The sequence below is a fragment of the Streptomyces hypolithicus genome (assembly GCF_052934925.1).
In genome coordinates this window covers 18,838-44,507 of the sequence record NZ_JBRFMQ010000002.1, presented here as the reverse complement: position 1 = coordinate 44,507, position 25,670 = coordinate 18,838, and the positions used below count along the sequence as shown (strand labels likewise).

28 protein-coding genes, 1 tRNA gene and 3 pseudogenes are annotated in these 25,670 nt (G+C 69.2%); 16 read left to right on the top strand and 16 right to left on the bottom strand.

The genetic code is table 11. The features are described 5' to 3' along the window. Positions 1 to 46 precede the first annotated feature (46 nt). The 4 genes from ACU6WZ_RS28690 to ACU6WZ_RS28675 all read right to left on the bottom strand — a co-directional run bounded on the left by ACU6WZ_RS28690 (position 47) and on the right by ACU6WZ_RS28675 (position 2,107). The gene (locus ACU6WZ_RS28690) at positions 47 to 421 is read right to left on the bottom strand and encodes a hypothetical protein (RefSeq protein WP_447034421.1); all 375 of its coding nucleotides are present in this window, start codon (positions 419 to 421) and stop codon (positions 47 to 49) included. Between the two features lie 121 nt (positions 422 to 542). Continuing rightward, entirely contained in the window at positions 543 to 737 is a 195-nt protein-coding gene (locus ACU6WZ_RS28685; RefSeq protein WP_447034526.1) for a DUF5999 family protein, read from the bottom strand. 294 nt (positions 738 to 1,031) lie between these two features. Further along, positions 1,032 to 1,298 (bottom strand): WhiB family transcriptional regulator, encoded by a 267-nt coding sequence (locus ACU6WZ_RS28680; RefSeq protein ID WP_447034420.1) that lies wholly within the window; start codon positions 1,296 to 1,298, stop codon positions 1,032 to 1,034. 239 nt (positions 1,299 to 1,537) lie between these two features. Then, positions 1,538 to 2,107 carry a hypothetical protein gene (locus ACU6WZ_RS28675; protein ID WP_447034418.1) on the bottom strand — a complete coding sequence of 190 codons (570 nt, stop codon included), beginning with the start codon at positions 2,105 to 2,107 and terminating at the stop codon, positions 1,538 to 1,540. Positions 2,108 to 2,586: 479 nt separating this feature from the next. Here ACU6WZ_RS28675 and ACU6WZ_RS28670 point away from each other — a divergent pair, with 479 nt between their 5' ends. The 5 genes from ACU6WZ_RS28670 (at position 2,587) to ACU6WZ_RS28650 (ending at position 6,620) form a co-directional block, all read left to right on the top strand. Then, positions 2,587 to 3,396, top strand: a complete 810-nt coding sequence (locus tag ACU6WZ_RS28670) for a GntR family transcriptional regulator (RefSeq protein WP_447034416.1) — start codon at positions 2,587 to 2,589, stop codon at positions 3,394 to 3,396. A gap of 54 nt (positions 3,397 to 3,450) precedes the next feature. Beyond that, a complete protein-coding gene (locus ACU6WZ_RS28665; RefSeq protein ID WP_447034414.1) occupies positions 3,451 to 4,011 on the top strand; it encodes a UTRA domain-containing protein in 561 nt (186 codons plus the stop codon). A gap of 79 nt (positions 4,012 to 4,090) precedes the next feature. Further along, positions 4,091 to 4,420: a hypothetical protein gene (locus ACU6WZ_RS28660; RefSeq protein ID WP_447034413.1), complete on the top strand. Its 330-nt coding sequence runs from the start codon at positions 4,091 to 4,093 to the stop codon at positions 4,418 to 4,420. Positions 4,421 to 4,782: 362 nt separating this feature from the next. Next, positions 4,783 to 6,012: an NsdA family TPR-like regulatory protein gene (locus tag ACU6WZ_RS28655; RefSeq protein ID WP_447034524.1), complete on the top strand. Its 1,230-nt coding sequence runs from the start codon at positions 4,783 to 4,785 to the stop codon at positions 6,010 to 6,012. A gap of 338 nt (positions 6,013 to 6,350) precedes the next feature. Next, positions 6,351 to 6,620 carry a helix-turn-helix transcriptional regulator gene (locus tag ACU6WZ_RS28650; RefSeq protein ID WP_447034411.1) on the top strand — a complete coding sequence of 90 codons (270 nt, stop codon included), beginning with the start codon at positions 6,351 to 6,353 and terminating at the stop codon, positions 6,618 to 6,620. 1,031 nt (positions 6,621 to 7,651) lie between these two features. Here the strand turns inward: ACU6WZ_RS28650 and ACU6WZ_RS28645 are convergent. Then, complete coding sequence (locus tag ACU6WZ_RS28645; RefSeq protein ID WP_434600190.1) at positions 7,652 to 8,188, bottom strand: hypothetical protein; 537 nt, start codon at positions 8,186 to 8,188, stop codon at positions 7,652 to 7,654. Positions 8,189 to 8,268: 80 nt separating this feature from the next. Here ACU6WZ_RS28645 and ACU6WZ_RS28640 point away from each other — a divergent pair, with 80 nt between their 5' ends. The 6 genes and pseudogenes from ACU6WZ_RS28640 (at position 8,269) to ACU6WZ_RS28615 (ending at position 14,025) form a co-directional block, all read left to right on the top strand. Then, the gene (locus ACU6WZ_RS28640) at positions 8,269 to 9,732 is read left to right on the top strand and encodes a helix-turn-helix domain-containing protein (protein WP_447034409.1); all 1,464 of its coding nucleotides are present in this window, start codon (positions 8,269 to 8,271) and stop codon (positions 9,730 to 9,732) included. A 9-nt stretch (positions 9,733 to 9,741) separates the two neighbouring features. Next, on the top strand, positions 9,742 to 10,611 hold the full coding sequence (locus ACU6WZ_RS28635) for a DciA family protein (protein WP_447034408.1): 870 nt from the start codon (positions 9,742 to 9,744) through the stop codon (positions 10,609 to 10,611). A gap of 89 nt (positions 10,612 to 10,700) precedes the next feature. Beyond that, a pseudogene (locus ACU6WZ_RS28630) lies at positions 10,701 to 11,249 on the top strand (IS5 family transposase); the annotation flags it as partial. A gap of 22 nt (positions 11,250 to 11,271) precedes the next feature. Continuing rightward, a pseudogene (locus ACU6WZ_RS28625) lies at positions 11,272 to 12,237 on the top strand (DUF6444 domain-containing protein); the annotation flags it as partial. A 1-nt stretch (position 12,238) separates the two neighbouring features. Further along, positions 12,239 to 12,817: an IS66 family transposase gene (locus ACU6WZ_RS28620; protein ID WP_514132740.1), complete on the top strand. Its 579-nt coding sequence runs from the start codon at positions 12,239 to 12,241 to the stop codon at positions 12,815 to 12,817. Between the two features lie 371 nt (positions 12,818 to 13,188). After that, a complete protein-coding gene (locus tag ACU6WZ_RS28615) occupies positions 13,189 to 14,025 on the top strand; it encodes a tyrosine-type recombinase/integrase (protein WP_447034406.1) in 837 nt (278 codons plus the stop codon). A 149-nt stretch (positions 14,026 to 14,174) separates the two neighbouring features. Here the strand turns inward: ACU6WZ_RS28615 and ACU6WZ_RS28610 are convergent, their stop codons facing one another. The 4 genes and pseudogenes from ACU6WZ_RS28610 to ACU6WZ_RS28595 form a co-directional block, all read right to left on the bottom strand. Further along, positions 14,175 to 14,372 (bottom strand): hypothetical protein, encoded by a 198-nt coding sequence (locus ACU6WZ_RS28610; RefSeq protein ID WP_447034405.1) that lies wholly within the window; start codon positions 14,370 to 14,372, stop codon positions 14,175 to 14,177. Positions 14,373 to 14,389: 17 nt separating this feature from the next. Next, positions 14,390 to 14,794: a hypothetical protein gene (locus ACU6WZ_RS28605; protein ID WP_447034404.1), complete on the bottom strand. Its 405-nt coding sequence runs from the start codon at positions 14,792 to 14,794 to the stop codon at positions 14,390 to 14,392. A gap of 563 nt (positions 14,795 to 15,357) precedes the next feature. Next, positions 15,358 to 15,447 (bottom strand) — tRNA-Ser (locus tag ACU6WZ_RS28600). Between the two features lie 42 nt (positions 15,448 to 15,489). Continuing rightward, positions 15,490 to 16,407, bottom strand: a pseudogene (locus ACU6WZ_RS28595) (S1C family serine protease); the annotation flags it as partial. Between the two features lie 482 nt (positions 16,408 to 16,889). On the opposite strand from ACU6WZ_RS28595, the gene ACU6WZ_RS28590 reads away from it, so the two are divergent. The 4 genes from ACU6WZ_RS28590 (at position 16,890) to ACU6WZ_RS28575 (ending at position 18,475) form a co-directional block, all read left to right on the top strand. Then, a complete protein-coding gene (locus ACU6WZ_RS28590) occupies positions 16,890 to 17,099 on the top strand; it encodes a hypothetical protein (RefSeq protein WP_447034403.1) in 210 nt (69 codons plus the stop codon). 49 nt (positions 17,100 to 17,148) lie between these two features. Continuing rightward, the gene (locus ACU6WZ_RS28585; protein ID WP_447034402.1) at positions 17,149 to 17,403 is read left to right on the top strand and encodes a hypothetical protein; all 255 of its coding nucleotides are present in this window, start codon (positions 17,149 to 17,151) and stop codon (positions 17,401 to 17,403) included. Next, positions 17,400 to 17,774: a PIN domain-containing protein gene (locus tag ACU6WZ_RS28580; protein ID WP_447034400.1), complete on the top strand. Its 375-nt coding sequence runs from the start codon at positions 17,400 to 17,402 to the stop codon at positions 17,772 to 17,774. The genes ACU6WZ_RS28585 and ACU6WZ_RS28580 overlap by 4 nt, the downstream gene beginning before the upstream one ends. A gap of 521 nt (positions 17,775 to 18,295) precedes the next feature. After that, complete coding sequence (locus ACU6WZ_RS28575) at positions 18,296 to 18,475, top strand: hypothetical protein (protein WP_447034399.1); 180 nt, start codon at positions 18,296 to 18,298, stop codon at positions 18,473 to 18,475. A 147-nt stretch (positions 18,476 to 18,622) separates the two neighbouring features. On the opposite strand, the gene ACU6WZ_RS28570 is transcribed toward ACU6WZ_RS28575, so the two are convergent. The 6 genes from ACU6WZ_RS28570 to ACU6WZ_RS28545 form a co-directional block, all read right to left on the bottom strand. Further along, a complete protein-coding gene (locus ACU6WZ_RS28570; RefSeq protein ID WP_447034397.1) occupies positions 18,623 to 18,838 on the bottom strand; it encodes a hypothetical protein in 216 nt (71 codons plus the stop codon). Between the two features lie 13 nt (positions 18,839 to 18,851). Next, entirely contained in the window at positions 18,852 to 20,243 is a 1,392-nt protein-coding gene (locus ACU6WZ_RS28565) for a UDP-N-acetylmuramoyl-tripeptide--D-alanyl-D-alanine ligase (protein ID WP_447034395.1), read from the bottom strand. Next, positions 20,240 to 20,767, bottom strand: a complete 528-nt coding sequence (locus tag ACU6WZ_RS28560; RefSeq protein ID WP_447034393.1) for a cysteine peptidase family C39 domain-containing protein — start codon at positions 20,765 to 20,767, stop codon at positions 20,240 to 20,242. The genes ACU6WZ_RS28565 and ACU6WZ_RS28560 overlap by 4 nt, the downstream gene beginning before the upstream one ends. A 47-nt stretch (positions 20,768 to 20,814) precedes the next feature. Continuing rightward, a complete protein-coding gene (locus tag ACU6WZ_RS28555) occupies positions 20,815 to 21,903 on the bottom strand; it encodes a D-alanine--D-alanine ligase family protein (protein ID WP_447034391.1) in 1,089 nt (362 codons plus the stop codon). Beyond that, positions 21,900 to 22,703 (bottom strand): diaminopimelate epimerase, encoded by an 804-nt coding sequence (gene dapF, locus ACU6WZ_RS28550; RefSeq protein ID WP_447034389.1) that lies wholly within the window; start codon positions 22,701 to 22,703, stop codon positions 21,900 to 21,902. The genes ACU6WZ_RS28555 and dapF overlap by 4 nt, the downstream gene beginning before the upstream one ends. A gap of 88 nt (positions 22,704 to 22,791) precedes the next feature. After that, positions 22,792 to 23,223 (bottom strand): ATP-binding protein, encoded by a 432-nt coding sequence (locus ACU6WZ_RS28545; RefSeq protein ID WP_447034387.1) that lies wholly within the window; start codon positions 23,221 to 23,223, stop codon positions 22,792 to 22,794. 267 nt (positions 23,224 to 23,490) lie between these two features. Here ACU6WZ_RS28545 and ACU6WZ_RS28540 point away from each other — a divergent pair, with 267 nt between their 5' ends. Continuing rightward, complete coding sequence (locus tag ACU6WZ_RS28540) at positions 23,491 to 24,813, top strand: helix-turn-helix domain-containing protein (protein WP_447034386.1); 1,323 nt, start codon at positions 23,491 to 23,493, stop codon at positions 24,811 to 24,813. Here the strand turns inward: ACU6WZ_RS28540 and ACU6WZ_RS28535 are convergent. Continuing rightward, complete coding sequence (locus ACU6WZ_RS28535; protein ID WP_447034384.1) at positions 24,810 to 25,622, bottom strand: alpha/beta hydrolase; 813 nt, start codon at positions 25,620 to 25,622, stop codon at positions 24,810 to 24,812. The genes ACU6WZ_RS28540 and ACU6WZ_RS28535 overlap by 4 nt on opposite strands. Positions 25,623 to 25,670: the final 48 nt, after the last annotated feature.

The window sequence follows — 25,670 nt, the reverse complement described above, 5'->3', positions numbered from 1 at the left end:
GCTCAAATGCCGGGGACTCGGAGGGCCGTCTGCGTGGAGCAGGTGGTCAGCGCGGGGCGGGCAGCGTGCTGCGGTCCTGCGCGAGGTGCTGGCGCAGCCAGGCGACGGCGGCCGGGGTCATCGCCCCGGTGTCCGGCTCGCTCAGCGGCGCGGTGTCGATGTCGTGCATCGCGTCCGTCGCCGGGAGCGGCCGCATGTAGTCGGGGGCGATCCCGGCGCGGGCCCGGTTGCCACTCAGCTCCGTCAGGTCGTAGAGGAGCTTTCCGCTGTGGACGTTCGTCCAGGACCGCTCCACCCGGCCGACGAACGTGTGGCCCGGCAGACCGAGCCAGAACCGTTCGACGTCGCGGAACAGGACCAGGTCGCCCTTGATGTAGTGGGTCTTCGGCTGAACGGCCTGCGTCTGCGGCTGCTGTGCCATGGGCTCTCCTCGTATCGCGTGCACCGGCGCGGGGCCGGGCGTCCGGGCTGTCCGGCTCTCAGTCACCGCCCGTCCCGGCCGCCAGAGGTTCGGCGGTCGGTGCGGGCGGATCAGGCAGCCGTCAGGCCGCGGCGACCGCGAGGGGCCGGTGCGGGGCGATGATCCGGCCGTCGGGCAGCAGCTCCCCGGTGTCCTCAAACAGCAGCAGGCCGTTGCACAGCAGGCTCCAGCCCTGCTCCGGGTGAGCCGCCACGATCTGCGCGGCCTCACGGTCCGAGCTGTCGGCCGACGGGCACTTCGGCGTGTGCGTGCACAAGGAGGACGGCAGCCGGGTGGTACCGGCTGCGGCCGTCGCGGTGTCGAGCTGGGTGCTGCTACGCATGGGCTCTCCTGCGGGGGTGCGGGCCCGAGACTCTCCCGGGCTGGAGGCGTGCGAAAGGTTGGCCGCCCGTCGTGCGGGCGGCCGACCTGGTCGAACAGCGTGGTGCGGGATGGAAGTTGGGTTTCCGTCCTGTGGTGCGGGCCGCTCAGCCGTGAGCACGGCGGCCGAAGTCGTGGTTCTCGTTGGTCCGGCGGAGCTCGTCTTCCAGGCGCTTCTGGTCGGCGTCCGTCATCCCGTCGCCGCCTTCGACCTCTGGGCCCGGTTGCGGGCGGCGCGGCGCTTCATCGCGCGCCGCTCGTTCTCGGTCAAGCCGCCCCAGACGCCCTCGTCCTGTCCGGACTCCAGCGCCCACTGGAGGCAGTGCTCCATGACGGGGCAGCGACGGCAGACAGCTTTGGCTTCCTCGATCTGCAGGAGCGCCGGGCCGGTGTTGCCGATGGGGAAGAACAGCTCGGGGTCCTCTTCGCGGCACGAAGCCTGGTGGCGCCAGTCCATGCCGATCACTTCCCCTGCCGGACGCGGCGCAGGGCCTCGTCCATGATCGGGTCGGAGTCTCCATCGTGCCGTGCGATGCTGGGCTGCATCAGGTCCTCCAGTTAGGTCCTGGACAGCCCCGGAGGGTCTCAAGTCACCGGGGCTGTCGTGCTGTTCAGGCTGTTCGTACGAGCAGCCACGGCCCCGGCCGTCCCGATCACTCGGGATGGCCGGGGCCGTGGGCGTTCGTCCGGGGTGGCTCAGCGCGCGGGGCGCTTGGGGTGGAGCGTGTCCAGCGGAACCGCGGGGCCCTCCGTCGGAGCGTCACCAGTGGGCACCACCCGGCGATTCTTGTCTGCGGCGGCCACGCGGGGCAGCACCGCGTTCCAGTCGGCCACGCGTCCGGCCGGCGTGCGCTCTGCACGAGCCCGCAGGGTCCGGTCGGTCTGCGGGCTGAACGCCTTGGGCAGCACCGCGGTGGCCTGGCGACTGGCGGCTTCCGTGATGGCGTCGGCCAGGGCCTGGCGCCATTGGGGGATCGTCAGGTCCCACTCGATGCGGCGGTTGCTGCTCCGGCAGTGGAGTGCGGCGGCGACGTCGGCCTTGCCGGTGTGGTGCGGGACCAGTTTCTGAACCTTGCTGTAGATGCCGGTGATGAGCACCCAGGTCTTGCAGTCCGTGCAGACCAGGACGGCCTTGAGCGGGTTGCGGAGGTCGATGTGCGAGGGCGGGAGCTGGGAGAGCTTGAGGGCGGGGAGGGTGCTGGCCCGCTTCCTGCGGGCTCGGTGGGGGCGTTCCTTGGCTGTGGGCATCGCGGCGGTGATGGCCATGGGGGATCTCCTCAGGTGCGAAGGGGATGGGGTGCGTTGCGGTGCTCTCTCCGCCCGTCAGGCCGCGCGGGAAGGTCCCGGCGTCCTGACGGACGGACAGCGCATAGCGCTGCGACGTGCAGTAGAGAGTCGAGAACCCGGGGATTTGCTCTTGCCATCAACCCGGCCCCCTCTTGCGAGGCGGACAACTTCCTACGGTCTTGCGGCCGGCGATGTGCCCAAAGGTGCAGGTACAGCACCGGCTACGCCCCGCATCCGGCTACTCACCGCTTGCTGGGCACTTCGATTAGAACCCCGCTATGCCCCCTCGGTCAACCTGTCTAGCTAAGTTGTTTTCAACACCCCGTCTGACCTGCATGTTTCTGGGTGTCTTTAAACGACCGCGAGTCTCGGCTTTCGAGGAACAACTAGACATGCGATGCTGTGCGCACCGGGCAGCGAGATCCGCTAGCCGCTCGACGCACACGGGAGGGGGAGCAGTGGCCACCAAGCAGAAGGAGCCGGGGAAGGTCGAACGGATCGCATCTGGGATCCGGGACAAGATCGAGCGAGGCGCACTCGCACCTGGGTCGCGCCTGCCTGGCGTGCCTCAGCTCCAGAAGGAACACGGCATCGCCTACCAGACCGCCCGGGAGATCTACGGCGCGCTGGAAGATGAGGGCCTCGTGTTCTCTCGCCGCGGCAAGGGAACCTACGTCTCGCTGGTGATCGACAAGATCGTGTCGGATAGGACCAGTCGGTACCTGCCCGGCTTCCGCGATGCCGGCGGTGCCGTCGGAGCGTTCGAGGCCGAGATGCGGGCGAAGGGTTTCGACATGAACAACGTCGTCACCATCGCCAAGGACGTGCCACCGAAGAAGGTGACCAGCATCTTCGAGATGCACCACCGGGCGAAGACCGTCAAGCGCGAGCGAGTCATGTCCGTGGGGTTGCCCGGCAACACCGAAGCACTCGAGGTCGTCCAAGTGGCGACTTCGTGGTTCCCCCCGGACGTCGTCGACGCCTGTCCCACACTCGCCGAAGCGAAAACCGGCGTAGGCGGCAGCAAGTCCCGCATGGCAGAGGCCGGATTCGCGCAGGTCCGCCTCCGGGAAGAGATCGAAGTACGTTCCCCCACCCGGGAAGAGGCGGCAGCTCTCGGCATCGCTGCCGAGCAGGCCGTCATGGAGATCACCCACATGGGACTGACGGCCGAAGGCCGGGTCGTGGAGATCTGCCTCCACGTACTGCCGCGCGCCAAGTGGCGACTGGCCTACGAGTGGGCCATAGACACGCCGGGAACCAGCTGACCAGCAAGAGACACCCAATCGCCCGACAAGACACCAGCAAGGAGCATCCAGCACATGGCTAGCAACCGAATCGACGACAGCGGCCTGATCCTGCGGGACGCGCGCACCCGGTACACCAAGGGGCAGCGCGAAGAGAACGGCGCCCACGGTGCGTTCGACGCCGAACTGCGCCGCACCGGCCGTAGCCCGCGCACGGAGGTCACCGTCAGCCGCGCCTCCGCGCCGGCTGACGTCGCTCAGCTCCTGGGCGTCGACGGCGACGTCGTTGTGCGCGCTCGCGAGATGTTCGACGGCGACCGCATCATCCAGATCGTCACCACGTACATCCCGGTCGACGTTGCGGAGGCCGCCGGCATCGAGCAGGAGGACACCGGCGTGGGCGGCATCATCAGCCGCATGAAGGAAGCCGGGTACGACCAGGGCGACACCGCCACCGAAGACGTCGAGCTCCGCCTGGCGACCTCCGATGAGTCCGCCCGTCTCGGTCTGCCCGAGGCTGCGGAGGTCCTGACCATCAACCACATCGGTGCGACGGCTGACGGCCGCGTCGTCGAAGTCACCCAGCACGTTCTGGGTAAGGGCTGGAAGCTGCGCTACGCCGCTCCGCTCGCCTGACACGTCTTCGCGAGCGGCGCCCCGGTCTCGCCGGGGCGCCGCAGCCGGCCCTTCTGGACTCCTGGAAACGGACCCCCGAATGAACACCGAGCGGCGCCTCAGCGCCTCCGAGCTGGTGGAAGAACTCCGCAGCTCTCTGGACGCGGCTAACGGGTGGATCCCTGCGCTCTCCGGCGCCGAAGTGCCGGTCGGGCTACTCAAGGACGCCGGACTCGCGGAAGTGGTGAGCGCCTTGCAGGAGTTCGCCGCCTCACCCGTCCCGGCCCCCGTGCGCCGCCAGCTGGAGTGCGCCGCCGAATCGGCGGCTTCGGCCCTTACTGGAGATGACGGCAGCGAGTACGGACACCTCGGGCTGGCGTACGCATACGTGCTCCAGGCCCGACGGGCCGCTTCGGAGATCGCTCCGTAGAACTCAGCAGAGCCCCGCTGATTCCGAACCTCGTGACCACCGTGAAGGAGAAGCCGTGAAGCATCTGCTGCACTCGGCTCCTCACCGATTCGACGGCCTCGGATGGAACTGGGCATGTGCCGTTCGCCTCCCCCTGGGACGTGGATCGACTCGTGTGAACGGCACACACCGTGCGCCCCCTGAGACGCTGCGCAAAGTGACGAGTGCCGGTGACATCTGGAATGTCACCGGCACTTGTCACCTCCGTGCGATCAAGGGGCCGTGCCATGCTCGGCCGCACAAGGGCCGGCCTCCGCTTCGCGGGCAACACCTCGGCGAAACGCAGGCTGCGCCGCTGGACCGTACGGGGAAGGGAAACGGCGATGGATGAGCGTCCCGACTGGGCACGCCGGATGATCGAAGAGCGCGCGGCACGCAACTGGTCGCAGGCCGACGCGGTACGTGCGCTGATGGTCCGGCTCCCCGACGACCAGGTCGTGAGCGAGCAGGACCTGCTCCGGCAGTGGAAGCGATGGGAAGCTGGCGACGCTCAGCCCGTCAAGTACAGGTCGGCCATCGCGCAGACCTTCGGCACGACGACCGGCGCATTCTTCCCCGAGCGATCCCGCCGTGACGGACGGGCAGAGATTTTGCAGGTCAGCGGCATGGACACCGTGGACATCATCGCCAGGCTGCGCGCGTCCGACGTCGATGTCGCGACGCTGGATGCGCTGCGGATCACGGCGGACCGGCTGTGCTGCGAGTACGCGTACCTGCCCGCTGAACAGCTGCTCCTGGAGGGCAAGGCGTGGCTCGCCCGCGTCGCCGGTCTTCAACACCAGCGGGTCAGCCTCGCGCAGCACCGCGAGATCATCGCCCTCGCCGGGAAGCTCAGCCTTCTGGTGGGCTGTGTCGAGTACGACTCCGGCCGGCCCCGCGACGCGGAGGCGACCCGGCAGGCCGCGCTGATGCTCGGTCAGGAGGCCGGGGAGCTGAGCGTGCAGGGCTGGGCGCACGAGATGCGCGCGTGGTTCGCGCTGACCCGGGGCGACTATCGCGGTGTCATCGCGGCCTCGGAGGCCGGCATCGCCGTGGCGCCGACCGAGGGCGTGGCCGCGCAGTTGTACGCACAGCAAGCCAAGGCATGGGCCCGGCTGGGCGACCGGTCGCAGACCGAAGTGGCGCTCGACAAGGGACGCCAGATCCTCGAACTCCAGCCGTACCCCGAGAGCATTGAGAACCATTTCGTGGTCGACCCCGCGAAATACGACTTCTACCGCATGGATGCGCTCAGGAAGTCTGGCGAAAACCGGCTCGCGGAGCAGCTGGCCAATGAGGTCATCCGGGCGGGCACGGATTTCGACGGGACGGAGCGGTCGCCCATGCGGATCGCGGAGGCCCGCGTCACTCTCGGCGTGGTCGCCGCGCGCGAAGGGGACCTGGACACTGCACTCGCCTACGGGGAGCGGGCCCTGGCGGGGGAGCGAAAGTCGCTGCCCTCGCTCGCGATGGTGGCCGCCGACCTCGGTCAGGCCCTCCAGACCCAGTACGCGCACGCGTCCGAGGCCCAGGCGTTCGTCGCCCATCTCCGCGAACTGCGAGGCGGCCAGTGACCCATCGACCGGCCCTGGCCCGGGGCCCGCTGACGGGCGCTCAGGGCTCGCCTCCCGCGTGGCGGGACGGTTCACGAACCGGCTTCCCGTCAGGTGGGAGGACCGGGATTACGGGTCGGCGAGCGCTGGATCTGCCGCTCGAAATCTGTTCCGGTTCAGGGGCACCAAGGGGTTCTACCTGCGCGTTCTCACGTCAGGAGCGGGACCGTCGTCAGCGGAGGGAGGGGAGCCGGATGGGGCCGATCGGTGTCTTGTGCGACGACACACTGGTTCTCGTTACCGAAGATCGTCGGGATCATGTATCTTTTTGGGAATCATTGCCTACGGTGGAGGTCCCGATGTCTGATCCGCTGAGGCGAATTGACGCCCTGGTGGAGGAGGACACCCTCCCCACACTCAAGGTCCGGCAGCAGCTTCGGCTCGCCGCCGGCCTCACCCAGACCGAAGTCGCTGAGGCCATCGGCGTCAAGCGTCTTGCGATCGCGCGCTGGGAGGCCGGAGCCACTCAGCCGCACCGCGGGAATCGCCGCGCGTACGCGCATCTCCTTCGGAAGCTCGCCGCGAAGTATCCGGATGCCGCCATCGAGGGGGCGTCTGATGAGGGATGACCTCGCGGTGCCGGCCGTTTCCGGGTTCGCCGACTCCGCCTTCGGTATCGAGGGGGTCGGGATGACCTAGGCCATCGGCCGCGCGCGCCAAAAGAGTGGACAGGAATCCACTTCGGCCTCGCGCGGCCCGTCTCGCCGCCCGGTCTCATAAACCAGGTCGGCCGCCCAGCCCCGGGTGACACCGGTTCCGGGCTCCAGCTCACTGAGCTGATGTTTCACCTACGCAGTACCCCGCCTTGGTAAGCGGGTCGCACCACCGGTCCGCGAGGACCGAGCAGTACCGCAGTCGCCCCTTGCCGGGGGCTTCCGCACCGTTCCACCGGCCCCGGGAAGGGCCGCGGAACAAATCACGTCCAGCGCGAGGGCTGTCCGCATCACCCGTCCGAATCGCCTCAAGGAAGGAAGCCCGCCTCTGGTTCTTCGTCCGGGGCCCGCTCCTCACGGAGGGGGCCCGACAACCACACGAACGGAAAGGCCGACCTTGAGGGCTCGGTCGGTCCACGCATATGGAAGCTGGTCTCTTCATAGTGCCCGATCTGGTGTCCCCCTGTCAGCTTGACTTTGCCCGTTTCACCCCGGTTCGGGGGTGGTGGGCTTCCCGCGTGACGGGATCACAGTCCGCTTCATTCCCCTTTATGCAGTTCGTACCGGAAGTTGGATTTCCGGTACGAAGCTACAAGCGCGGTGGTGTCGGCGCGGTCTCGCCGAGCTCGGTCGCGGCGTCGGCCGCCCGGCTCGTGCGCCCGCTCGCGGAGGTCGTCCACAACTCCGTCGACGGCAGTGTCCACGAGGGTTCCGTCCCGTGGGGCGGGACGGGTTCCAAGATTTCTGCCCGCCATGCGGGAGCCCGGGGGGTGATCCGGGCTGACCGGGCTCTGTCCACAGGCAGTTCGCTTGAGGCTGCCGGGATGATCTCTATCAACATTTCTTCGCCCGGGCAGGGGAGCGCCGGTTCGTCGTCGGCCGCCGGCCTGGAGGGGCTGCTGGTGACGCGTACCGGCAGCCGGAGCTGCCGGTGGCGTGGTTCTTGGTCAGCTTGCCGGGGCGGCCGCTTTCTGTTCCACGAAGGCCCATTGGCCTCCCGGTGCGGAGTACGGGGTGCCGGGTGGGATGGTCATCCACAGGGATCCGTCGTCCGCGATGAGGAGCAGTCCCTGGGCGTGCAGGGAGTGCAGGGAGTCCCGGGTTTCGTCCGGTTCGGCGCCCATGGTCTTCTTGGCGAGCCTGGTGAGATCGGTGTGGGCCAGGATCTGCTCGAGGTGGCGTGCGGCTGCGGTCGGGATGTTCGAGCCGTAGAGCTCGCGGTAGTCCAGCAGCGTGCGCATCGTCTCGGTCGGTCCGGAGTCCGGGCCGAAGGTCTCTGCGACCTTGGCGATGAGTTCTTCGTCGGTGCCTACGGGTGTGTTCCAGTCCTGGTAGTAGGCGCCGGGTGGGGCCAGGTCGTAGAGGGTCTTGGGCTGTCGTGGCCTGGGGGTCTTCACAGGGCGCGGGCCGATGCGTTCTGCGGCGGCGGCCCGGCGCACGGCTTCGCGGGCCCGGCGGGCTGCGGGGTCTTTCTTCGGTGCCATGCCCAGCACAACGACCGGTGCGGATGCCGGTTTCCGTCTGCCCGGCCGGTGTGCCGTGCACGTGGGGGAGTGGCCCTGTGATGGCGCGGGCCGCAGCGGCCGCGACGCTGCCGGACACGATTGCCCCGGCGCCGGATGCGGTGGCCGACGAGGTGGTCTTGCTGCCGGAGTTGTGGGTGCCGGAGGCGTCGCAGTGGCTGTCGTCATCGGCGGGCCGGGTCGCGCTGGACGGCTACTCCTGGATGCAGGCCGTCCACTGGGTCGCCGGGTCCGGGCTCTACGAGCCGCGGCGGCACCGGTCACACGGGCCTCGCAGCTTCGGGCCGACGACGGTGCGCGTCGCCCAGGAGCTCGCGGAGCTGTTCCCGTGCCGTCCGGGGATCGAGTACCTGGTGCGCCGCACCGGTCTGTCCGAGCGGTCGGTGGAGTACCACCTGGGGATGCTGCGGGAGGCCGGACTGCTCGCGTACGTGGTGCGCGGCACCCGGGTGCGCGGTGAGTCGGCGCAGGCGTCGGAGTTCGCGCGGATGGTCCCGCTCGAGTTCGACGTCGCGCTGGGCATCCGCACGGTGCTGCGGGACGACGCCGCGCCGCAGTACACGCGGGCGATGACCGGGATCGCTGAGGCGGGCCGCGAGCTGATGGCGAAACTGGCGAAGAAGGCGTCGCGGAAGGTCCGCAAGCCCCGCTCGAAGACGTCCTCGAAGACCCCGGCCAAGGGCGCCAGGAAGGGGGCTGAGCAGGGGGTTGCGACGCCTGTTTCGGGTGAGGCCCGTTGCACCCCAATGCAGGTGGGTTCCTCTGCGTCTTCCTCTGCGGGTACTACTTCCTTCCCCCCTGAGAACAAGCTCGCAAGCGGGCAGAGCGATTCCCCCACCCCGAAGAAGGTCAAGCGCGGCAGCCGAAACCTCAACAGCGTCGGGCGCCGTTTCCAGCTGGCCTCGGAGCTGATCCGACAGGTGCCGTGGATGGGCCGCGCTGCGGTGCCCCGGATCGCCTGGATCCTCAAGGAGGTTTCCGACGCGGGCTGGACGGCGGATGAGGTGATCGCCTTCCTGGACTCCGGCGACGCCCCGGGCACCGTGCACCGGCCGTCGGGGTTCCTCGCCGGCCGGCTCAAGACCGCGACGGCTGAGTGGCCGCACGCCGAAGGCCGCGCTCGCGCCGTCCAGGCGTACCGCGACTCCCGCCGCGCGGAGAAGGCCCGCCACCAGGAGTGGGAGGGCGACTGGACGCCGCCGCGCAGCGAGTCCGTCCGCCGCCTGGTCGCCGACGCGTTCACCCCCCAGCAGCCGCAGTACGACCTCCCGGACGGCCACCAGGACGCGGGCGAGACCGGCCCCGATGTGCCCGGCGAGGAAGAGCTCGAGGAGTTCCGGGCCACGGCCTGGCAGGAGTTCATGCTCGGCAGGCCCGACCAGGTCATCACGACGCTCGACACCCTCGGCCCGGCCGCCGCTGCGCAGATCTACGGCGCCGACCTGGTGCAGCGCGTACGCAAGCTGCTCAGCGGCACCTCACTGATGACCGTCGGACGCCGGTAGGAGGCCGTGATGACCGAGACCCTGAACACCACCACCAGCTGCAGCGAGGCGCCGGAGCTGTCCGGCGTCGACCTGGCCCGGGTCGCGCTGCACCAGGCGCGCGAGGCAGCCAAGGCCCGCGGCGAGGGCAGCACCCGCAAGACGAAACGCCGCACCCGCACCACGACGGTCCGGGGCGACGGCCGGGAGCCGACCGGGTTCGCCGCCGTGCTCCAGGGCCTGATGGCCGACCGGGCCTGGGACGTCCCGGCCGCCGGCGGGAGCATCCTGGACCAGTGGCCGGCCATCGCGGCCGACCTCTCACCGAAGCTGGCCGCGCACGTCACCGCCATCGCGTTCCACGCGGAGACGGGACAGCTGGACCTGCGCCCCGACTCACCCGCGTACGCCACCCAGCTGCGCCTGCTCGCCGCCCGGATCATCACCGTGGCCAATGAGGTAGCCGGAGCACAGACCGTCCGAACCGTCCGGGTACTGGCCGCCGGCCCAACCACGCTCCCCGCGCCCCGCACGACCGCCCCCGCACCCGGGCCCGCCGTACCGGCGAGGACCCGGGACATGGCCCCCGCAGGCTTCCACCGGGCGCTCACGGCCCACCAGGCCGTCCCGCGCACCAGGAAGATGCCCCCGGACATCGCACAGGCCGCACCACGGCAAGCCCACGTGCCGCGCGACCTCAGCCGCCGTGCCTGCCCAGAACCGGAGGCGACCCGTGATGACCAGCCAGCCCTGATCGATGCCGCCCTCGCCCAGCGGCGCCGTGACGCCGAAGCGGTACGCCTGCGCGCGCTGCACCGGGCCCGAGCCGAGCGGGCCGGACTCGCCCAGCTGCCCGCCCAGGTCCATCAGGCGACACGCCAGCTGGACCGGCTCGGCTGAGAGCCTGTCGGGTGGCTGATCATGCGTGATGCGTGACGGTCAGGAGCTGCCTTCCGGGCATGGCGACGGCCCCGGAATGATCACGTGGTGTGTGCCAGTGCGACAACTCCGAGGCCGTCAGCGGCCCATGCTATCCGTCCAGCTTGACCGATGAGATGTGGGAGATCATCCAGCCGCTCCTTCCCGTGCGTGACCTGCGAAATGGCGGCGGGGTCCGCAAGTACGAAGACCGGCTGGTGCTCGACTCGGTCCTCTACGTGCTGCGCTCGGGCTGCCAGTGGCGGATGCTCCCGCATGATCTGATGCCGTGGGACGCGGCCCACCGCTGGTTCACCAAGTGGCGCCGGGACGGCACCTGGGACCGTATCCACGACGAACTCCGCCGCCGGGTCCGGATCGGGGCCGGGCGCGATCCCGAGCCGTCGGCCGCCGTGATCGACGCCCAGTCGATCAAGACCAGCGAGGGCGGCGAGGCGCGTGGGTACGACGCGGGCAAGCGAACGACAGGGCGCAAGAGACACGTGATCGTGGACACGATGGGCCTGCTGCTCGTCGTCGCAGTCACCTCCGCGTCCGTGCAGGACCGGGCCGGAGGCCGCACCGTCCTGGCCCGTAAGCCTTCAGGGGTGCCGTTGATCTGGGCTGTTGCTCACGGGTCGGATGGGTCCGGGTAGGCTGCTGTTCGTGTCGGATCCGAGTCAGCCCAGCGTGGCCGAAGTCGTCGTGTTGAGGCGGGCGTTGTCGGCTTCCGAGGCGCGTGCGGATCAGTTGGCCGGGCTGGTGGAGAGCCTGTTGGTGCGGATCACCGAGCTGGAGGCCGCGCTCAACAAGGACTCGAAGAACTCCTCGATGCCGCCGTCGAAGGATGGGCTGGCGAAACGGAAGCGGGCCAGGCCGCCGCGTTCGGGTGGCGGGCGCCGGCCCGGTGGGCAGCCGGGGCACGAGGGTCACAGTCTGGAGCGGCGGATCCCGGACGAGGTCGTCCTGGTCGGGCCTCAGGAGTGTGGTGGCTGCCGGACAGACCTTTCCGGGCTCGGTCTTCCGTCGGCGGACGACGCCGAAGTGGCCTCCATCGCTCAGGTGTTGGACGTGCCGCCGGTGAAACTGCGTTGTATCGAGTACCGCACTCTCGAGCTCATCTGTCCCTCCTGTGCATCGGTCACCGCTGGTCGGCTGCCGGACAAGGTGTACGGGCCGGTCTGCTACGGGCCGAACGTGAAAGCGGCCACCGTCCTGCTCGCCGTGCGCGGCCACATGAGTGTCGAGCGGGCCGGGCAGATGATGCACGCCCTCCTCGACGCGGAGGTCTCCACCGGCTTCACCAGCGGACTGACCCGCCGTCTTGCCGCCGAACTCGAACCGTTCATGACCGAGTTGATCAGTCGGCTGCGGGCCGCACCGGTGCTGCACGCCGATGAGACGACGGCCACGGTGTCGGGGGATGAGGTCCGGTTCGCCGAACGGCAGGCGCTGTTGGCCGGGGAAACCCTGGACGAAGCACGTGCCGAGGCGGCTCCTGGATGGATGTACGTGCACACGGCGACCACCCCGGACGGGCTGGTCTTCCTCGGCGCCCACAAGCGTCGCTCGCACCAGGCCACCGACTCCCTCGGGATCCTTGGACACCATCAGGGTGTGCTGGTCACCGACCGTCTCGCGCTCTACGACAAGTACACCCGCACACCCGGCAGCCGGCAGCCGGCAGGTCTGCTGTGCTCACCTGCTGCGGGATCTGACCGGCATCATCGAGGGCGAACCCGCCACAGATCACGCCTGGGCGAAGGCGGCCCAGGACGCGCTCCGCGACTTCCACACCGCCGTCGAGATGGCCCGCACCACTGGCCAGACCGCGCTGGACGCGACGGTGGCCGACGAGCTCTACCAGCGTTACCGGCACGCCTACCTCGTCGGACTCGCTCAGAACACCGGACGCCGGACCAGCCAGAACAAGCGGCATCCGGCCTGGGTGATGGCCGAGACCCTCAAGAAGCACGTCGGCTGGACGAACAATCTCGCGGAGAGATCGCTTCGCATGGTGAAACTTCAGATGGCTGTCTCAGGCTGCTGGCGCCGAGTCGAGACCGCCGACTGGTACTGCACCGTGCGCTCCTACCTCGACACCGCCCGCAACCACGGCGCCAACCTCCTCGACGCCCTCCGCGACGCCTTCACCGGCAACCCCTGGATGCCCCCGCACCACGCATAACCCCTGAACACTTACCTTCCTGGGCTCTGTCGGATCGCTTCCCTGGCCTTGCGCGCTGAGCGGACGGGGGCCGCCGGAGCGGTGGCGGAGACATGGAGCGTCGGCGGCCACGGGCCGCCAGCGCGCGCGGCCCGCGTGAGCGGGCCGCCTTGATCCAGTAAAGAAACTCTTAACAGCTCCGTTGCCGCCCTTCATGGGCCCTGATCCGCGAGGCGTTCCGGCTTCTGCCTCCCCCGCCCATGCCGCTCCCATCTCCGTATGACCTGATCTAGTCATGAATGCGCCGATACGTTCCTCGGCTCGCCGGAAATTATCCACAGGGGCGCACTGATCTCAACACTGCGTCCGTCGTGCGGTCTGCACTCGATGCCTTGACGCTGCGCCTGGACGGCAAGCCCGCTGCCGACAACACGGTGAACCGGAAGCTCACTGTGTTCAGCAACTCCCTGCGGTACGCCGTGGAACGCGAGCTGCTGGCGGTGCTGCCGCTGGGCAAGGTGGACTGGACGGCCCCGGAGACGGATGACGAGATTGACTTCCGGTTCGTCCCCGGCCCCCAGTTGGCGAAGAAGCTGATCAGCGCTGTTGGCTCACAGGGCGGACGCGGCCCGCATCTGAAAGCATTCTTCGGCTGCCTCTACTACGCCGCCACCCGCCCGGCTGAGGCAACCAATCTCAAAGCAACGGACTTCGTCCTGCCGGAAGAGGGCTGGGGAGAACTCGTAATGTCCAGCAGCACACCTCGGGTCGGCTCCGGCTGGACGGACACTGGGGAGTCCTACGACTCACGCGGCTTGAAGAAGCGGGCGCGTAAGGCCACTCGTGCCGTTCCGATTCCGCCTGTTCTCGTGCGCCTGGTGCGCGAGCACATCAAGCAGTTCGGCACGGCTGAGGACGGCCGGCTGTTCCGCGCGGCGCGGGGAGGTCACCTGCTGTCCAAGGAGTACGGGGAGGTATGGAAGGTTGCTCGCCGCTCCGTACTCACCAAGGCCGAGGCGGCTTCTCCGCTCGCGGATGTGCCGTACTCCCTCCGCCACGCGGGCGTCTCCCTGTGGCTTGCATCGGGGGTCTCCCCGGCCGAGGTAGCACGCCGAGCGGGGCACAGCATCGCTGTTCTCTTCCGCTTCTACGCCAAGGCCATTCATCGCAACCAGGAACGCTCCAACCATCAGATCGAAAAGGCCCTCGACGAAGCAGATGAGGAGTAGAGGGGCCGTTAAGCGTCGTCGTGTGCCCAGTGCTGGCGGACGCGTCACAGAGACCGCAGTGCGGCAGTTCGCTGACAAGCGGATAGCGGAGGGGGGACGAAGCATGCGCTTCGTCCCCCCTCCGCTATTTCTTGCGTTGTTCTCGGCTCTCAGCGGTTCCGGCGCCGCCCGACGCCCGCCAACCACGCAGCGAAGAAGCCGCCTGGGATGGCGATAGCCGCAAAGATGACCACAGACTGGCCGAGATCACCATCTGCCGAGTTCAGCTGGTTATGGATGAGCATGCCCAGGAAGAAGATGAAGATCGCAGCCAGGGCCCCGATCGTCGTCGTTCCGCGACTGCTCATCGTTGTCCCAGCCCTTCCTAGTAGCACTTGACCCCGCGTGCCTTGCCCGCGTAGTTGAACTTCATCTCTACGCCGTGCTTGCACTTCTTGATGCCCTCGGCGCCGAGGGTCGCTATGTAAGCGTAGACGCCAGCAGCGACGGCGCCGCCAATGCCGCCGGTGATCGCGCCGATGAGGCCGGCCGCTGTTGCCGCTGTGCCGTAATTGATGGCGGTGGCCTGCGACTTGCTCATCTTGACGTAGACGTACCAGCCAAGGGTGACGCCTCGCTTGACCCTCGTGGGGCCGCCGTCCTCGGCCGGGATGTCACCCCGCACGACCTCGACGACGTCGGAGTTCTTGAACGCCTCGACAGCCTCCTCGTAGGTGTAACCCTGGGATGCCAGATCGAGCATGGCCCCGCCCTGGCTGTCGGTGGCCACAACCTCCGCGGGACGCTCCACAGGCTGCTCAGCGGCGGAAGCCGACGGTGCCACGGCGGCCAAGGTCGCCCCAGCAAGCAGGAGCGCACATGCCGACTTGAGCGTGCGGGACTTGGAAGTGAACAATCTTCCCCCTGAAAGACTTGCGCGGGATCGCCGCGCGTTCTTGGTCTCCAAACGTGGAGGTCAGCCACGCTTGAACGGATGCTGATGATCGCACAATGGTGATCACTGGTCATACTTACGCATCCACCCATGCGCCTGATCCAGCCATCTTGCTGGTGCGGAAGCCTCTCAAGGGCTGTTGTCGAGGGCGTCAGCTCCGCCCGCTCCACCGTCCCTTGACCAAAGAACTGGTGCTGGACACTGGCGGCATTGGAGCGTGTGGCCTGCCGTGCCGGACTACTGATGGGGGGCTCCGGGACAGGCCAGAATCTGGTCCACGCCTGGTCCACACACACTGGTCAACGGCGTGACAGAGGCAGATCAAGGTGAGACAGGAGTCATGCACAAGGGGTGCCCCTGAGACGGGACACCCCTTGTGACCTGCACCAGCTCTGACCTGGCGGTGGGTGTGGGATTTGAACCCACGGTGACATCGCTGCCACGACGGTTTTCAAGACCGTTCCCTTAGGCCGCTCGGGCAACCCACCTCGCGCCGCCGACTCGCGGTGGCGCGAGGACAGCCTAGCCGGTCAGCCGTCGTCGCCCTCGCGCTGGCCCAGGGTGACTTCGGCGGTCGCGGACTTGCCGTCGCGCTCGTAGGTCAGCGTGACCTTGTCGCCCGGCGTGTGGGTCCAGATCTCGCTGATCAGGGTCGGGCCGCTGTCGATCACCCGGTCGTCGAGCTTAATGATCACATCGCCCGGCTTCAGGCCTGCCTTGCCCGCCGGGCTGTTCGGCGGGACCGCCGCGGCGCCGCCCGTACCGCGGTCGGCGATGGTGGCGCCGTCGGCGCTCTTCGGGTCCATGGAGACGGTGGCACCGATCACCGGGTAGACCGGCTCGCCCGTCTTGATCAGCTGCTCCGCGACCGTCTTCGCCTGGTTGACCGGGATCGCGAAGCCGAGACCGATGGAGCCCGCCTGGGACTGGCCGAAACCCCCCGTGCCGGCCGACTGGATGGCCGAGTTGATGCCGATCACGGCGCCGCGGGAATCGAGCAGCGGGCCACCGGAGTTGCCGGGGTTGATCGACGCGTCAGTCTGCAGGGCGCTCATGTACGACGCCTTGCTGCCCTGGCCGTCGCCCGACGCCACCGGGCGGTTCTTCGCGCTGATGATGCCGGTCGTAACCGTGTTCGACAGGCCGAAGGGTGCGCCGATGGCGATGGTCGAGTCGCCCACCGCGACCTTCTCCGAGTTGCCCAGAGGGAGCGGGGCCAGACCGGAAGGGGCACTCTTCAGCTTCAGTACCGCCACGTCGTAGCCCTGTGCGCGGCCGACCACTTCGGCGTCGTACTTCTTGCCGTTGGGAAACGTCACGGACAGGTCGCCACCTTCGGCCGCCGACGCCACCACGTGGTTGTTGGTGACGATGTGGCCTTCCTTGTCGTACACGAAGCCGGTGCCCGTGCCGCCCTCACCGTCGCCGCCCTGCGCCTGAATGGTGACATCACAATGAGTGCCCAAAGGGCATCCACGTTGCGGAGCCCCATAAGAAACAGGGCCGGTTCCTGGCGGCGTATGACGCAGCACGATATGAGCTCTCGTCAGCAGCAGGAGGCGCCGCCAGCCTTCAGAACGCCGTTTTGGAAACGCCCCTCGGACCCAAAGGCAGCATGTGCTGGTCGGTTCTACCCACTCTGTCCCCACCCTCATTCGCCGTCCCGCACATACCGCCCCGGGGTGATCCGGCAAGGTTGCATAACCGTCGCCGCGAGGACGACACGGACGCGGCAGACCACAGCGCCTGACGACGGATCACTTTCCTCTGCCGCATCGCGCGGCGCGGGATTCGGCCAGGCCTGATGGCTTTGTGCCATTCACGGGCAACCCGCCTCCAACAGCACTGACGCCCGGCTACACAAGAAGGCTGCGGGTAGCGCACTGCCTACCCTGCGTGGTGAAGGCCGGTTGTGGGGGAGGTCTGAGGGTTGCTGACCATCAACGTGGCGGTGCTGCTCGCAGTCATCGTCGTCTTCCGGCTACGCCGGCGTACGGAGGCCCGGAGCCGATTGGACGAGAAGTTCACCGTGGTCATCGTCCTGGCGCTGGGCGTCCTCATCGCGCCGACTCCGGTGGGCCGGGGAATCCTGGACTTCCTGGGCCAGCTGGTGAGCGGCGCCTCGCAGTCTGGCCGCTGACCGCCGACCGGGCTGTCCACGGAGTTCTACCGGCGGTAGAATCGCTGGTATGAGTAAGCCGACGAGCATCAAGACCAGCGAGCAGGTGCGTGACCGGCTGCGCACACTTGCCGAGGAGCGCGGCACCACCATTACAGAGTTGCTGGAGGAGCTGGCGACCCGCGAGCCCACCGCTGTCGAGCGTGAGCAGCGCGCACTCCAGGCCGCCCGTGAGCTCGGTGTCGAGTACACGGAGCGGGTCGAGCAGGCTGGGCAGGATGCCTGGGCGAAGGTCCGCGCCCACCAGGATGGCGCCGCCGCGTGAATCTGACGGCCGTGCTGGACCACACCGCCTTGGCCGCCCTGTACCGGGCGGACCCGTTCTTCACCGGCTTGTACATCGAAGCCTCCCGCGGCACCGGTCGCGTGTTGATCCCCTCCCTGTCAGTCCTCGCCGCGGAGCGGCGGGTCACCGGCGCGGGCCGGCACGCCGCCTCGCTGCGGTTCGCGCAGGACGTGCCGTTCAGCACCGCGCACGCTGTGGACGCGATGGACTGGCCGAGCGTGGACTGGGCGGTGGCTCACGCGGCGGCGATTGCCTGGCAGGCGGTCAAGGCGGGTGAGCCCTTGACGGTTCTGTCGCTCGAGCCCGAGCTGTACGCGGGAACCGGCATCACCCCGCTGAACCCCACTTGACCGCGCCGCCCAGACCTCCAGCACCATCGAATGCCAGATGGCCTACGGCCGTTCCGGGGTGCCACGGCTTCCTCGATCTGGCTGCACGTTGGCTGCGACCGAACGCGGCACCCCGGCGGCGCTGTCCTTCACTCAGGAACGGCGCCGCCGTACGCCCCTTCCGGGGGAGCACTGCCACCGGATCAGCGGCAGCGGAGCGTCCAGCCCCGGACGGTGAGCCCGGTCGTGGGCAAAAGCGTCAAGTGCCCTGTGCCGGGGGCATGGATCCGCTGTGCTGGTACCCGTACAGCAGCGTCAATTTGGGGAGCGATGATGGCCGACATCCGTATGAGTGCAGACGTTCGTACCGTCCTGGGGCCGGACGGTGTCGCCCAGGCCGGCGCGGTCACCTCGCCAACGCGGTATGCCTGGTCTGCGAGACGAGGATCGACCCCACACAGCCGGCCAACGCCGTCGTCCGTCTCGGCGGCCCCGTCGCACACGTCCGGTACGCACATCTGCGCTGCCACGAGTCCGCCGTAGTGGAGATCCCCGCACCCCGCGGTCCGGCCCCGTCGACCGCCCCCGACGACGGCATGGCGATGCGGATGACCGCCGCGGCCATCGATCACGGCCGCGCCGTATTGCCCGTTCTCGTAGCCGAGATCGAGGCCCCGATCTTCATCCGTAACGGGGCCGGCTCCGAGCTCGCGGGAGCCTGACGCATCCGGCCGACCGGGCTGAAGCCGCGCTTGAGCAGGCGGGACGCGAGGACATCCAGTCGGGCTCCCTCCCGCCCGCCAGCCGCTGGGATGGCAGACCACGGGCGAACTGCACCCACGCATCACCGACGCGGCCCTCTTCCGCTGCTACGGCTGCCGAACGGGCATCGGGTGCGGCACCGGTTCGGTGTTCTCCGGGATGGCGAGCTCGTGCTGGCATGCGAAGCGCACGGTCCGGTCCAGTGGTCTGAGTACCGCCTGTCCGGACGTGCCGCACTGGGGGCATGCGGCGGCGTTCCCGTGCTGGTAGGCGAGGTGGAAGGCGGTCCACTCGGCACGGGTCAGGTTGCGTTGCGTGGTCATCTCTCCTCGCGTTCTACGCCGGTACTTCGGCGTGCAGGATGGTGGCGAACTTCTCCAGACCGACGGATTTGGACGCCTTCACCAAGACGACGTCGCCGCTCTTGAGCAGGTGGTTCAGGAGCGGCAGCAGCACGTCCGGGTCGTCGGCCGATTCGATGCGCAGCGGCGAGGACGGGCGCGCGGCTTCGGCGAGCGCGGTCATCTCCTCGGTGGTGCCCACAGTGACGAGGACGTTGATACCCAGGTCACCGACGAGTCGGCCGACGTCCGTGTGGGCCGCCTTGGCGGTGTCGCCGAGTTCCTTCATCTCTCCCAGGACGGCGACCGTCCGGCGGTCCTGGGCGAGGGAGGTGAGGGTTTCGAGTCCGGCGCGCATGGACTCGGAGTTGGCGTTGAACGCGTCGTTGATGATCGTCACTCCGTCCGCTCGCTCCAGGACCTGGAGCCGGCCCGCCGACACCGGCTCGGCGGCGGACAGCGCTTCGGCGATGCGCTCGGTGTCCATGCCCAGGGCGTGGACGGCCGCGGCGACCGCGAGGGCGTTGTGGACCTGGTGGGCGCCCAGCAGCCGCAGCTGAACGGGGGCCGATCCGCCCGGGGTGTGCAGGGTGAAGGACGCGCGGCCCGCGTTCACCTGGATGCCGATGGCGCGGACGGTTGCGCTCTCGCCCCTTCCGTACGTCACGACCGCGGCCGAGGTCCGGGAGGCCATGGCGGCCACCAGCTCGTCGTCGGCGTTGAGGACCGCGACACCGCCCTGGTCCGCCGCAGGCAGCGCCTCGACGAGCTCGCCCTTGGCCGTCGCGATCGCTTCCCTGCCGCCGAACTCCCCGACGTGGGCCGATCCGACGTTGAGGACGACGCCGATCTGCGGCGGGGTCAGCGACGCCAGATAGGCGATGTCGCCCTGGTGGCGGGCGCCCATCTCCAGGACCAGGTAGCGGGTGGACTCGTCGGCGCGCATCACGGTCAGCGGCAGGCCGATCTCGGTGTTGAACGATCCCGGGGTGGCGACGGTCTCCCCGTGATGGCTGAGGACCTGCGCGAGGAGGTCCTTGGTGCTGGTCTTGCCTGCCGAGCCGGTCAGCGCGATGATCTGCGCGCCGGTGCGGGTCAGGACGTGCTGTGCGAGACGGCCCAGGGCGGCGGTGACGTCGGGGACGACGACGGCGGGCACACCGACAGGGCGGGTGGCCAGCACGCAGCAGGCACCGGTGACCACCGCCTGGTCGACGAAGTCGTGGCCGTCCACGCGGGCGCCGGCCACCGCGACGAACATGCCGCCGACCCCGACCTCGCGGGAGTCACTGGCGCTGCGGCCGGTCACCCGCATCTGCGGGTCCGGGGCGTCGTGGAGGGCGCCGCCGGTGGCGTCGGCGATCTCGGCGAGCGTCAGCGTGATCACTGGGCGGTCCTTCCGGCGGTGAGCGGAGCGAAGGTGATGGCGCGTCCGGTGTAGGAGGCGGTCAGGCGGCTGAGCGGTACCCGGTCGTGGGTCTGTCCCCAGGCGGAGGGGTCGCGGATGAGGATGTCCGGATCGGCGCCGTCCTCGTAACCGCGGGCGATGACGAGGTGGCCGCCCTTGCGGCCGTCGTCGGGGAACTGCTCGGTGATCGAGATGATCAGCGGAGCGTCGGTGAGCCGGACGAGAAGGTCCCCGGCCGCGACGGGCTCCGCATGGCTGGGGACCTCGAAGCCGCCTGCCAGGTCGGCAATGCCGGCGTGGAGCCAACCCCGGTCGGTCAGGGCCTCGTGCTTGACGCCGAGCTTCAGAAGCTCGGTGACCGACGGCGCCTGGCGGCCGTAGGCGAGCAGGATCATCCGCAGCGCCGCCATGCCGCACGCCCGGTTGGACCACTCCATCCGGTCCCCCAGCGCCCACCCTCCATGGAGATCCCATTCGGCGGGATCGACGAGCTGGCGGACCATGGGCACATCGTGGGCGTAGGGCACAGCAGCAAACTCCTGATAACGCGTCAGGCAGCGGTCTCCCGCACGCCCGTTGACGCGGTCAGCACGGGAACGGGCAGGGGCACATCGTACGCGGGGCGGGTCAGCGCTTCGTGGAGGAAGGCCCTCACGACATCGGTGTGGCTCAACCCGCACAGGGCCGCGCCGGCGGTGAAGTTCGACTCCCGCGACATGCCCGGCGTGGTGTTCACCTCCAGCGCATACACCGTCCCGCTGCTGGTGACCATGAAGTCGATGCGGGCCGCGCTGCGGCAGCCCAGGCCGTCCCACAGCGTGCGGGCGTGCCGGGTCAGTGAGTCCAGCACCTGCGCGGGGAGGTCCGCCAGGGCGACGGACACGGTGCCCTTCGCGTCGGCGTCGAGCTTGGAGGCGGCGTCGTAGAACTCTCCGGAGTGAACTTGGGTGGCCAGCGGCGGGAACGCCAGCACCCCGCCCGGCAGCTGAAGCAGGCCGACGGTTACCGGCAGGCCGGTGACGTACTCCTCCACCAGGACCGGCGAGGGGTCCGTCGCCCAGGCGTATTCGAGAGCCGGCGCCAGCGCGGCTTCGTCGCGGACCAGGCTCATCCCCACACTGGAGCCGCCCAGAGCGGGTTTGACCATCACCGGCCGGCCGTCCCATCGCGGTGCCGCACCCGGTGTCCACGCCTGCCAGGCGGGGGTGGGGACACCGAGGCCCTCCATGGACTGCTTGCACAGGATCTTGTCGGCGGCGATGGCGGACGCGGCCACACCGCTGCCGCACAAGGGCGTGCGCAGGTAGTCCAGCAGCCCTTGGAGCCTGCCGTCTTCCCCGTAGGGGCCGTGCAGGTTGGACAGGGCCACGTCGAAGGTGAGGAGGTCCCGGATGAATCCCGGGTCGCACGGGTCGAGGATCTTGAAGCGCGCGCCGATCTCGATGAGCGATTCCGACAGTGCCGTGACCGACATCTGCTCGGTGGGGCTCTCGGCGATGTAGAGCCGGTCCTCGGCCGACAGGCCGCCGTAGATCAGCGCTACGTTCAGGCCCTCCGGGCGGCCGTGCTGCCAGGTCCGTAACACCTCGGCCTCACGGTTCACGGCCACGGTGTCGTCGGGGTCGATGAGGGAGGTCATACCAGTTCTCCTTGGTAGGTCTGCGTTACCGGGCCGCCGATCCAGAAGGCTTTCCCTCGGCGCTGGGAGTGCGGGCGCACCGTGAGCGGCGTGCCGGAGCGGTTGTGGACGGTGACCTGCTTGTCCGTGACGAGACCGCGCAGGGTCGCGATCACGACGGCGGCGACGGCTCCGCTGCCGCAGGACAGGGTCTCGGCCTCCACGCCCCGTTCGTAGGTGCGGATCTTCAGCTCCTGGACGCCTGCGGCCTGGACGAAGTTGACGTTCGATCCCAGCGGCGCGAGATCGGGGTGGTTGCGGACCAGGCGGCCGCACACTTCGGCGTCGATGCTGTCCACGTCCTCCACGACCGCCACCACGTGCTCGGTGCCGGTGTGCGCGGAGTCGAACCAGAACGGGCGGCCGTTCAGCACGGCCTGAACGCGCCGAAGGTCGACCTGGCCGGCTTCGGCAGTCACCCACACGCCGTCGTCACCCACCAGCGCCTCGTGCTTCACCCCGGCCATGACCAGGGTCATGGCCTTGAGGGAGTGGTCCGTGGCCGCGCACCAGGCAGCGCACCGCAGGGCGTTGCCGCACATGGTGGCGGTCGAACCGTCGGCGTTGAAGCAGGCGATGCCCAGGACGCCCGGCTCGGCGTGGAGGAGGGCGCTGATGACCAGCCCGTCCGCGCCGATCCCGGTACGCCGGGCGCACAGCTGTCTGGCCGTGTCCGACCAGTTCTTGTCCAGGTCCGTGCCGGTGCCGGTGAACAGGATGAAGTCGTTCCCGGCTCCGTGGACCTTGCGGAAGTTCAACACGGATCACTGCTCCTTCGATTGAAGCGGGTGAGGGGGCACCGGGTCCTGGGCCGCCGGTAGCGGATCGGGAGGTTTGTACGGGCGAGGGTCACGGCTGTGCCGTGACCAGGCACAGTTCGGCCCAGGTGCGCTTGCCCCAGGTGAAGGTGTCGGTGCCGGTGTTCGAGGCGAGGGCGGCGACGACCACAAGGCCCCGCCCGCTTTCGTCCTCGGAGCCGTCGGCGCGGGCCACTGCCTTCTTGGGGGACTTGTCGATGACGGCGATGCGTACGCGGTCGTCGGCGAGGCGGGTGACGGTGACACGAAGGCTGTGGCACCCGGTGTGCTTCACCGTGTTGCCGACGAACTCGGAGACGATGAGTTTTCCGTCGTCGCTCAGGGCGTCCAGATGCCACGTGGACAGCGCCAGGCAGACCAGTATCCGCGCCTTGCGGGCGCTCTCCGGCCGGCACGGCACGGTCTCGGTGTAGGCGGGGTGGCCGGTAGCCGAGGCGTGCACGGAAGCGTGCGTCATCGTCATGTGAGGGCCTTTGGACATGCGGTGTGGCCTCACCGGCGGGTGCCGGCGGGAGAGGGATGAAGGTGCGACGTGTAGTCGGGTCCGACGCACCAACCGATGGGCCGAACCCCGCTGCTGGGCGCCTGATGTTCAGTTCACCGCTCGTGAGCGTGGTGGTCGAGGCCGGATCAGCGGACACATCACCGGACACCGTGACGGGGCGGTAGTGTCCCCTCGCTGAGCGTGGCCGCAGTGACTACCGTGGTGGTCCAGGAAGCAGGAGTGCCCATGCCCGAACACGCCGCAGGCAACGAACGGTTGGTCGCCGCCCGGGTTCAGCACGGCTGGCACACCCAGGAAGAGTTCGCCGAGGTGTACGACACGACGGCGCGTGAGCTGCACGAGCAGGCCAGGATCTCGGTACGTCAGGTACGCAGGTGGGAATCGGGCGCCTCACGGTGGCCCAACCGCGACGCCCGGCGCGTCCTTACGGCGATGTTCGACTGCCCTCTGGAAGACCTCGGCTTCCGGCGCCCGGCCCGACCGGCGGGCCGGCGGGCGGCGGTACCCGGACCACAGGTGGAGTTGGAGGAGAACGTGCGTCGACGGACGTTCCTGGGAGGCGTCCTGGCGGGTTCCACCCCGGTGTTCGACCTGGCGGCCCTGGACCATCTCACCGCCGCGATGCGCGACGCCCGGCGCTACAGCGACGGCGAACTCCTCGAGCACCTGCGCACCGCACTGGACACCACGGCGCGCGCGGACGGCCGCACCGGACCGCACGAGGCGCTGCCCACCACGCTGGGCATCCTGGCCGCGATCAACACAACCGCCCGCGACGCCGGGGCCGGTATCCGCCACGACCTGCTGATCCTCGGCTCCCGCGGCGCGGAGCTGGCCGCCTGGCTCCACCGGGACGCCGGAGCCCCTGCCCAGGCCACCGCCTACTGGCACCACCAGGCCAAGGAATGGGCGACGCTGACCGGCGACGGTCCGATGCACGCCTATGTCCTGCTCCGCCAGGCGCAGGCCACCGACCGCGACGACCCCGCCCGGATGCGCGATCTGGCCCACGCCGCCGCGAACGGCCCCTGGACACTGCCCCCGCGCCCCCGCGCCGAAGCCCTCCAGCAAGAAGCCCGGGCACTCGCGCTGACCGGCGCCGACGTCGATGAGGTGAGACGGACCCTGGATAAGGCCCACGCCGCCCTCGACCAGGCCGCCCCAACCGCAGGCCCCGCCACCTGCACCGGACCGCTCGGTGACAGCTACACCACCGCCCGCCTCATGGTGCAAAGCGCGATCTGCTACCGCGAGGCGGGCGAAAGCGAACGGGCCATCACCCTGTTCCAGCAACACCTCGCCACCGACGCCTTCGCCCCACGCGACCGCGCGTTCTTCACCGCCCACCTGGCAGGCGCCCTCGCCGCGGCCGGCGAACCCGACGAAGCCGCGAACGCCGCGCTGCACTCCCTCGGCCTGGCCGCCGCCGCCCGCTTCGGCCAGGCCCTGACCGAACTGCAGCGCACCGCCACCAGCCTGCACCCGTACGGCGAGCGCCCCGCCGTCCGGGAACTCCACGAAAGACTCGCGGCGCTGACTGCGGCCTAACTGGTCAGGAACGCGCCGACCCGCTCGATGACCTCGCGCTGCCAGGCTTGCGACTGCGGGTCCAAATACTGCGGATCCTCATGGACGGCGAACCCATGCTGGGCACCGTCCAGCTCCACCAGTTCCGCGCCCGCGCCGAACACCGGCCGATACCGGCGGGAGGACTCGACAGGGACAAAGGTGTCCGCCGTGCCGTGCACCATCAGCACCGGTGCACGGACAGCCGCGAGGATGGCCGGGGTGTCGAGGTAGAACACCTCGTTGAGCAAGGCGCGGTTCAGCTCGAACGGGGACTTCTCCGTGTAGCCCTGCCGGCCCAGGACCTCCGCCGCCTCCTTGGACAGGTAGTCGCCGGTCCAGCCCGGGCGGGAAGTGACGTAGCGCTCCCGGTAGTCCAGCCGCGGGTTGAGCAGGACCAGCTTCGCAACGTCGCTGGGCCGGTGCGCGGCGTGCAGGGCGGCGGCGCCGCCGGAGAACGACGCGGCGATCACATGGACCGGTCCGGGGCCACCGGCCTGCTCCCGCAGGTGGTCGCAAGCCGCGCGGATGTCGTTGGCGACCGCGGCAATCGTCAGCTGCGACTCGGTTCCGGCGCTCGCTCCATGCGCACGCAGATCGAACCGCAGGCCGGCCACACCACGTTCGGCGAGGCCAGCAGCCAGCCGTGTGAAGAAGCCGCCCTCCTCGCGAGTGACACCCGAACCGTGCACCAGCACCGCCGCTCCCACCGGGGCCGGACCCGCAGGGGAGAACGTGCCGAACAACGCTGTGCCGTCAAGAGAATGAAACGCCGTCTCGTCATCGACCATGAAGCCGATGCTAGCCACCACCGCAACAGGACAAGGCGCTGCGGAGCC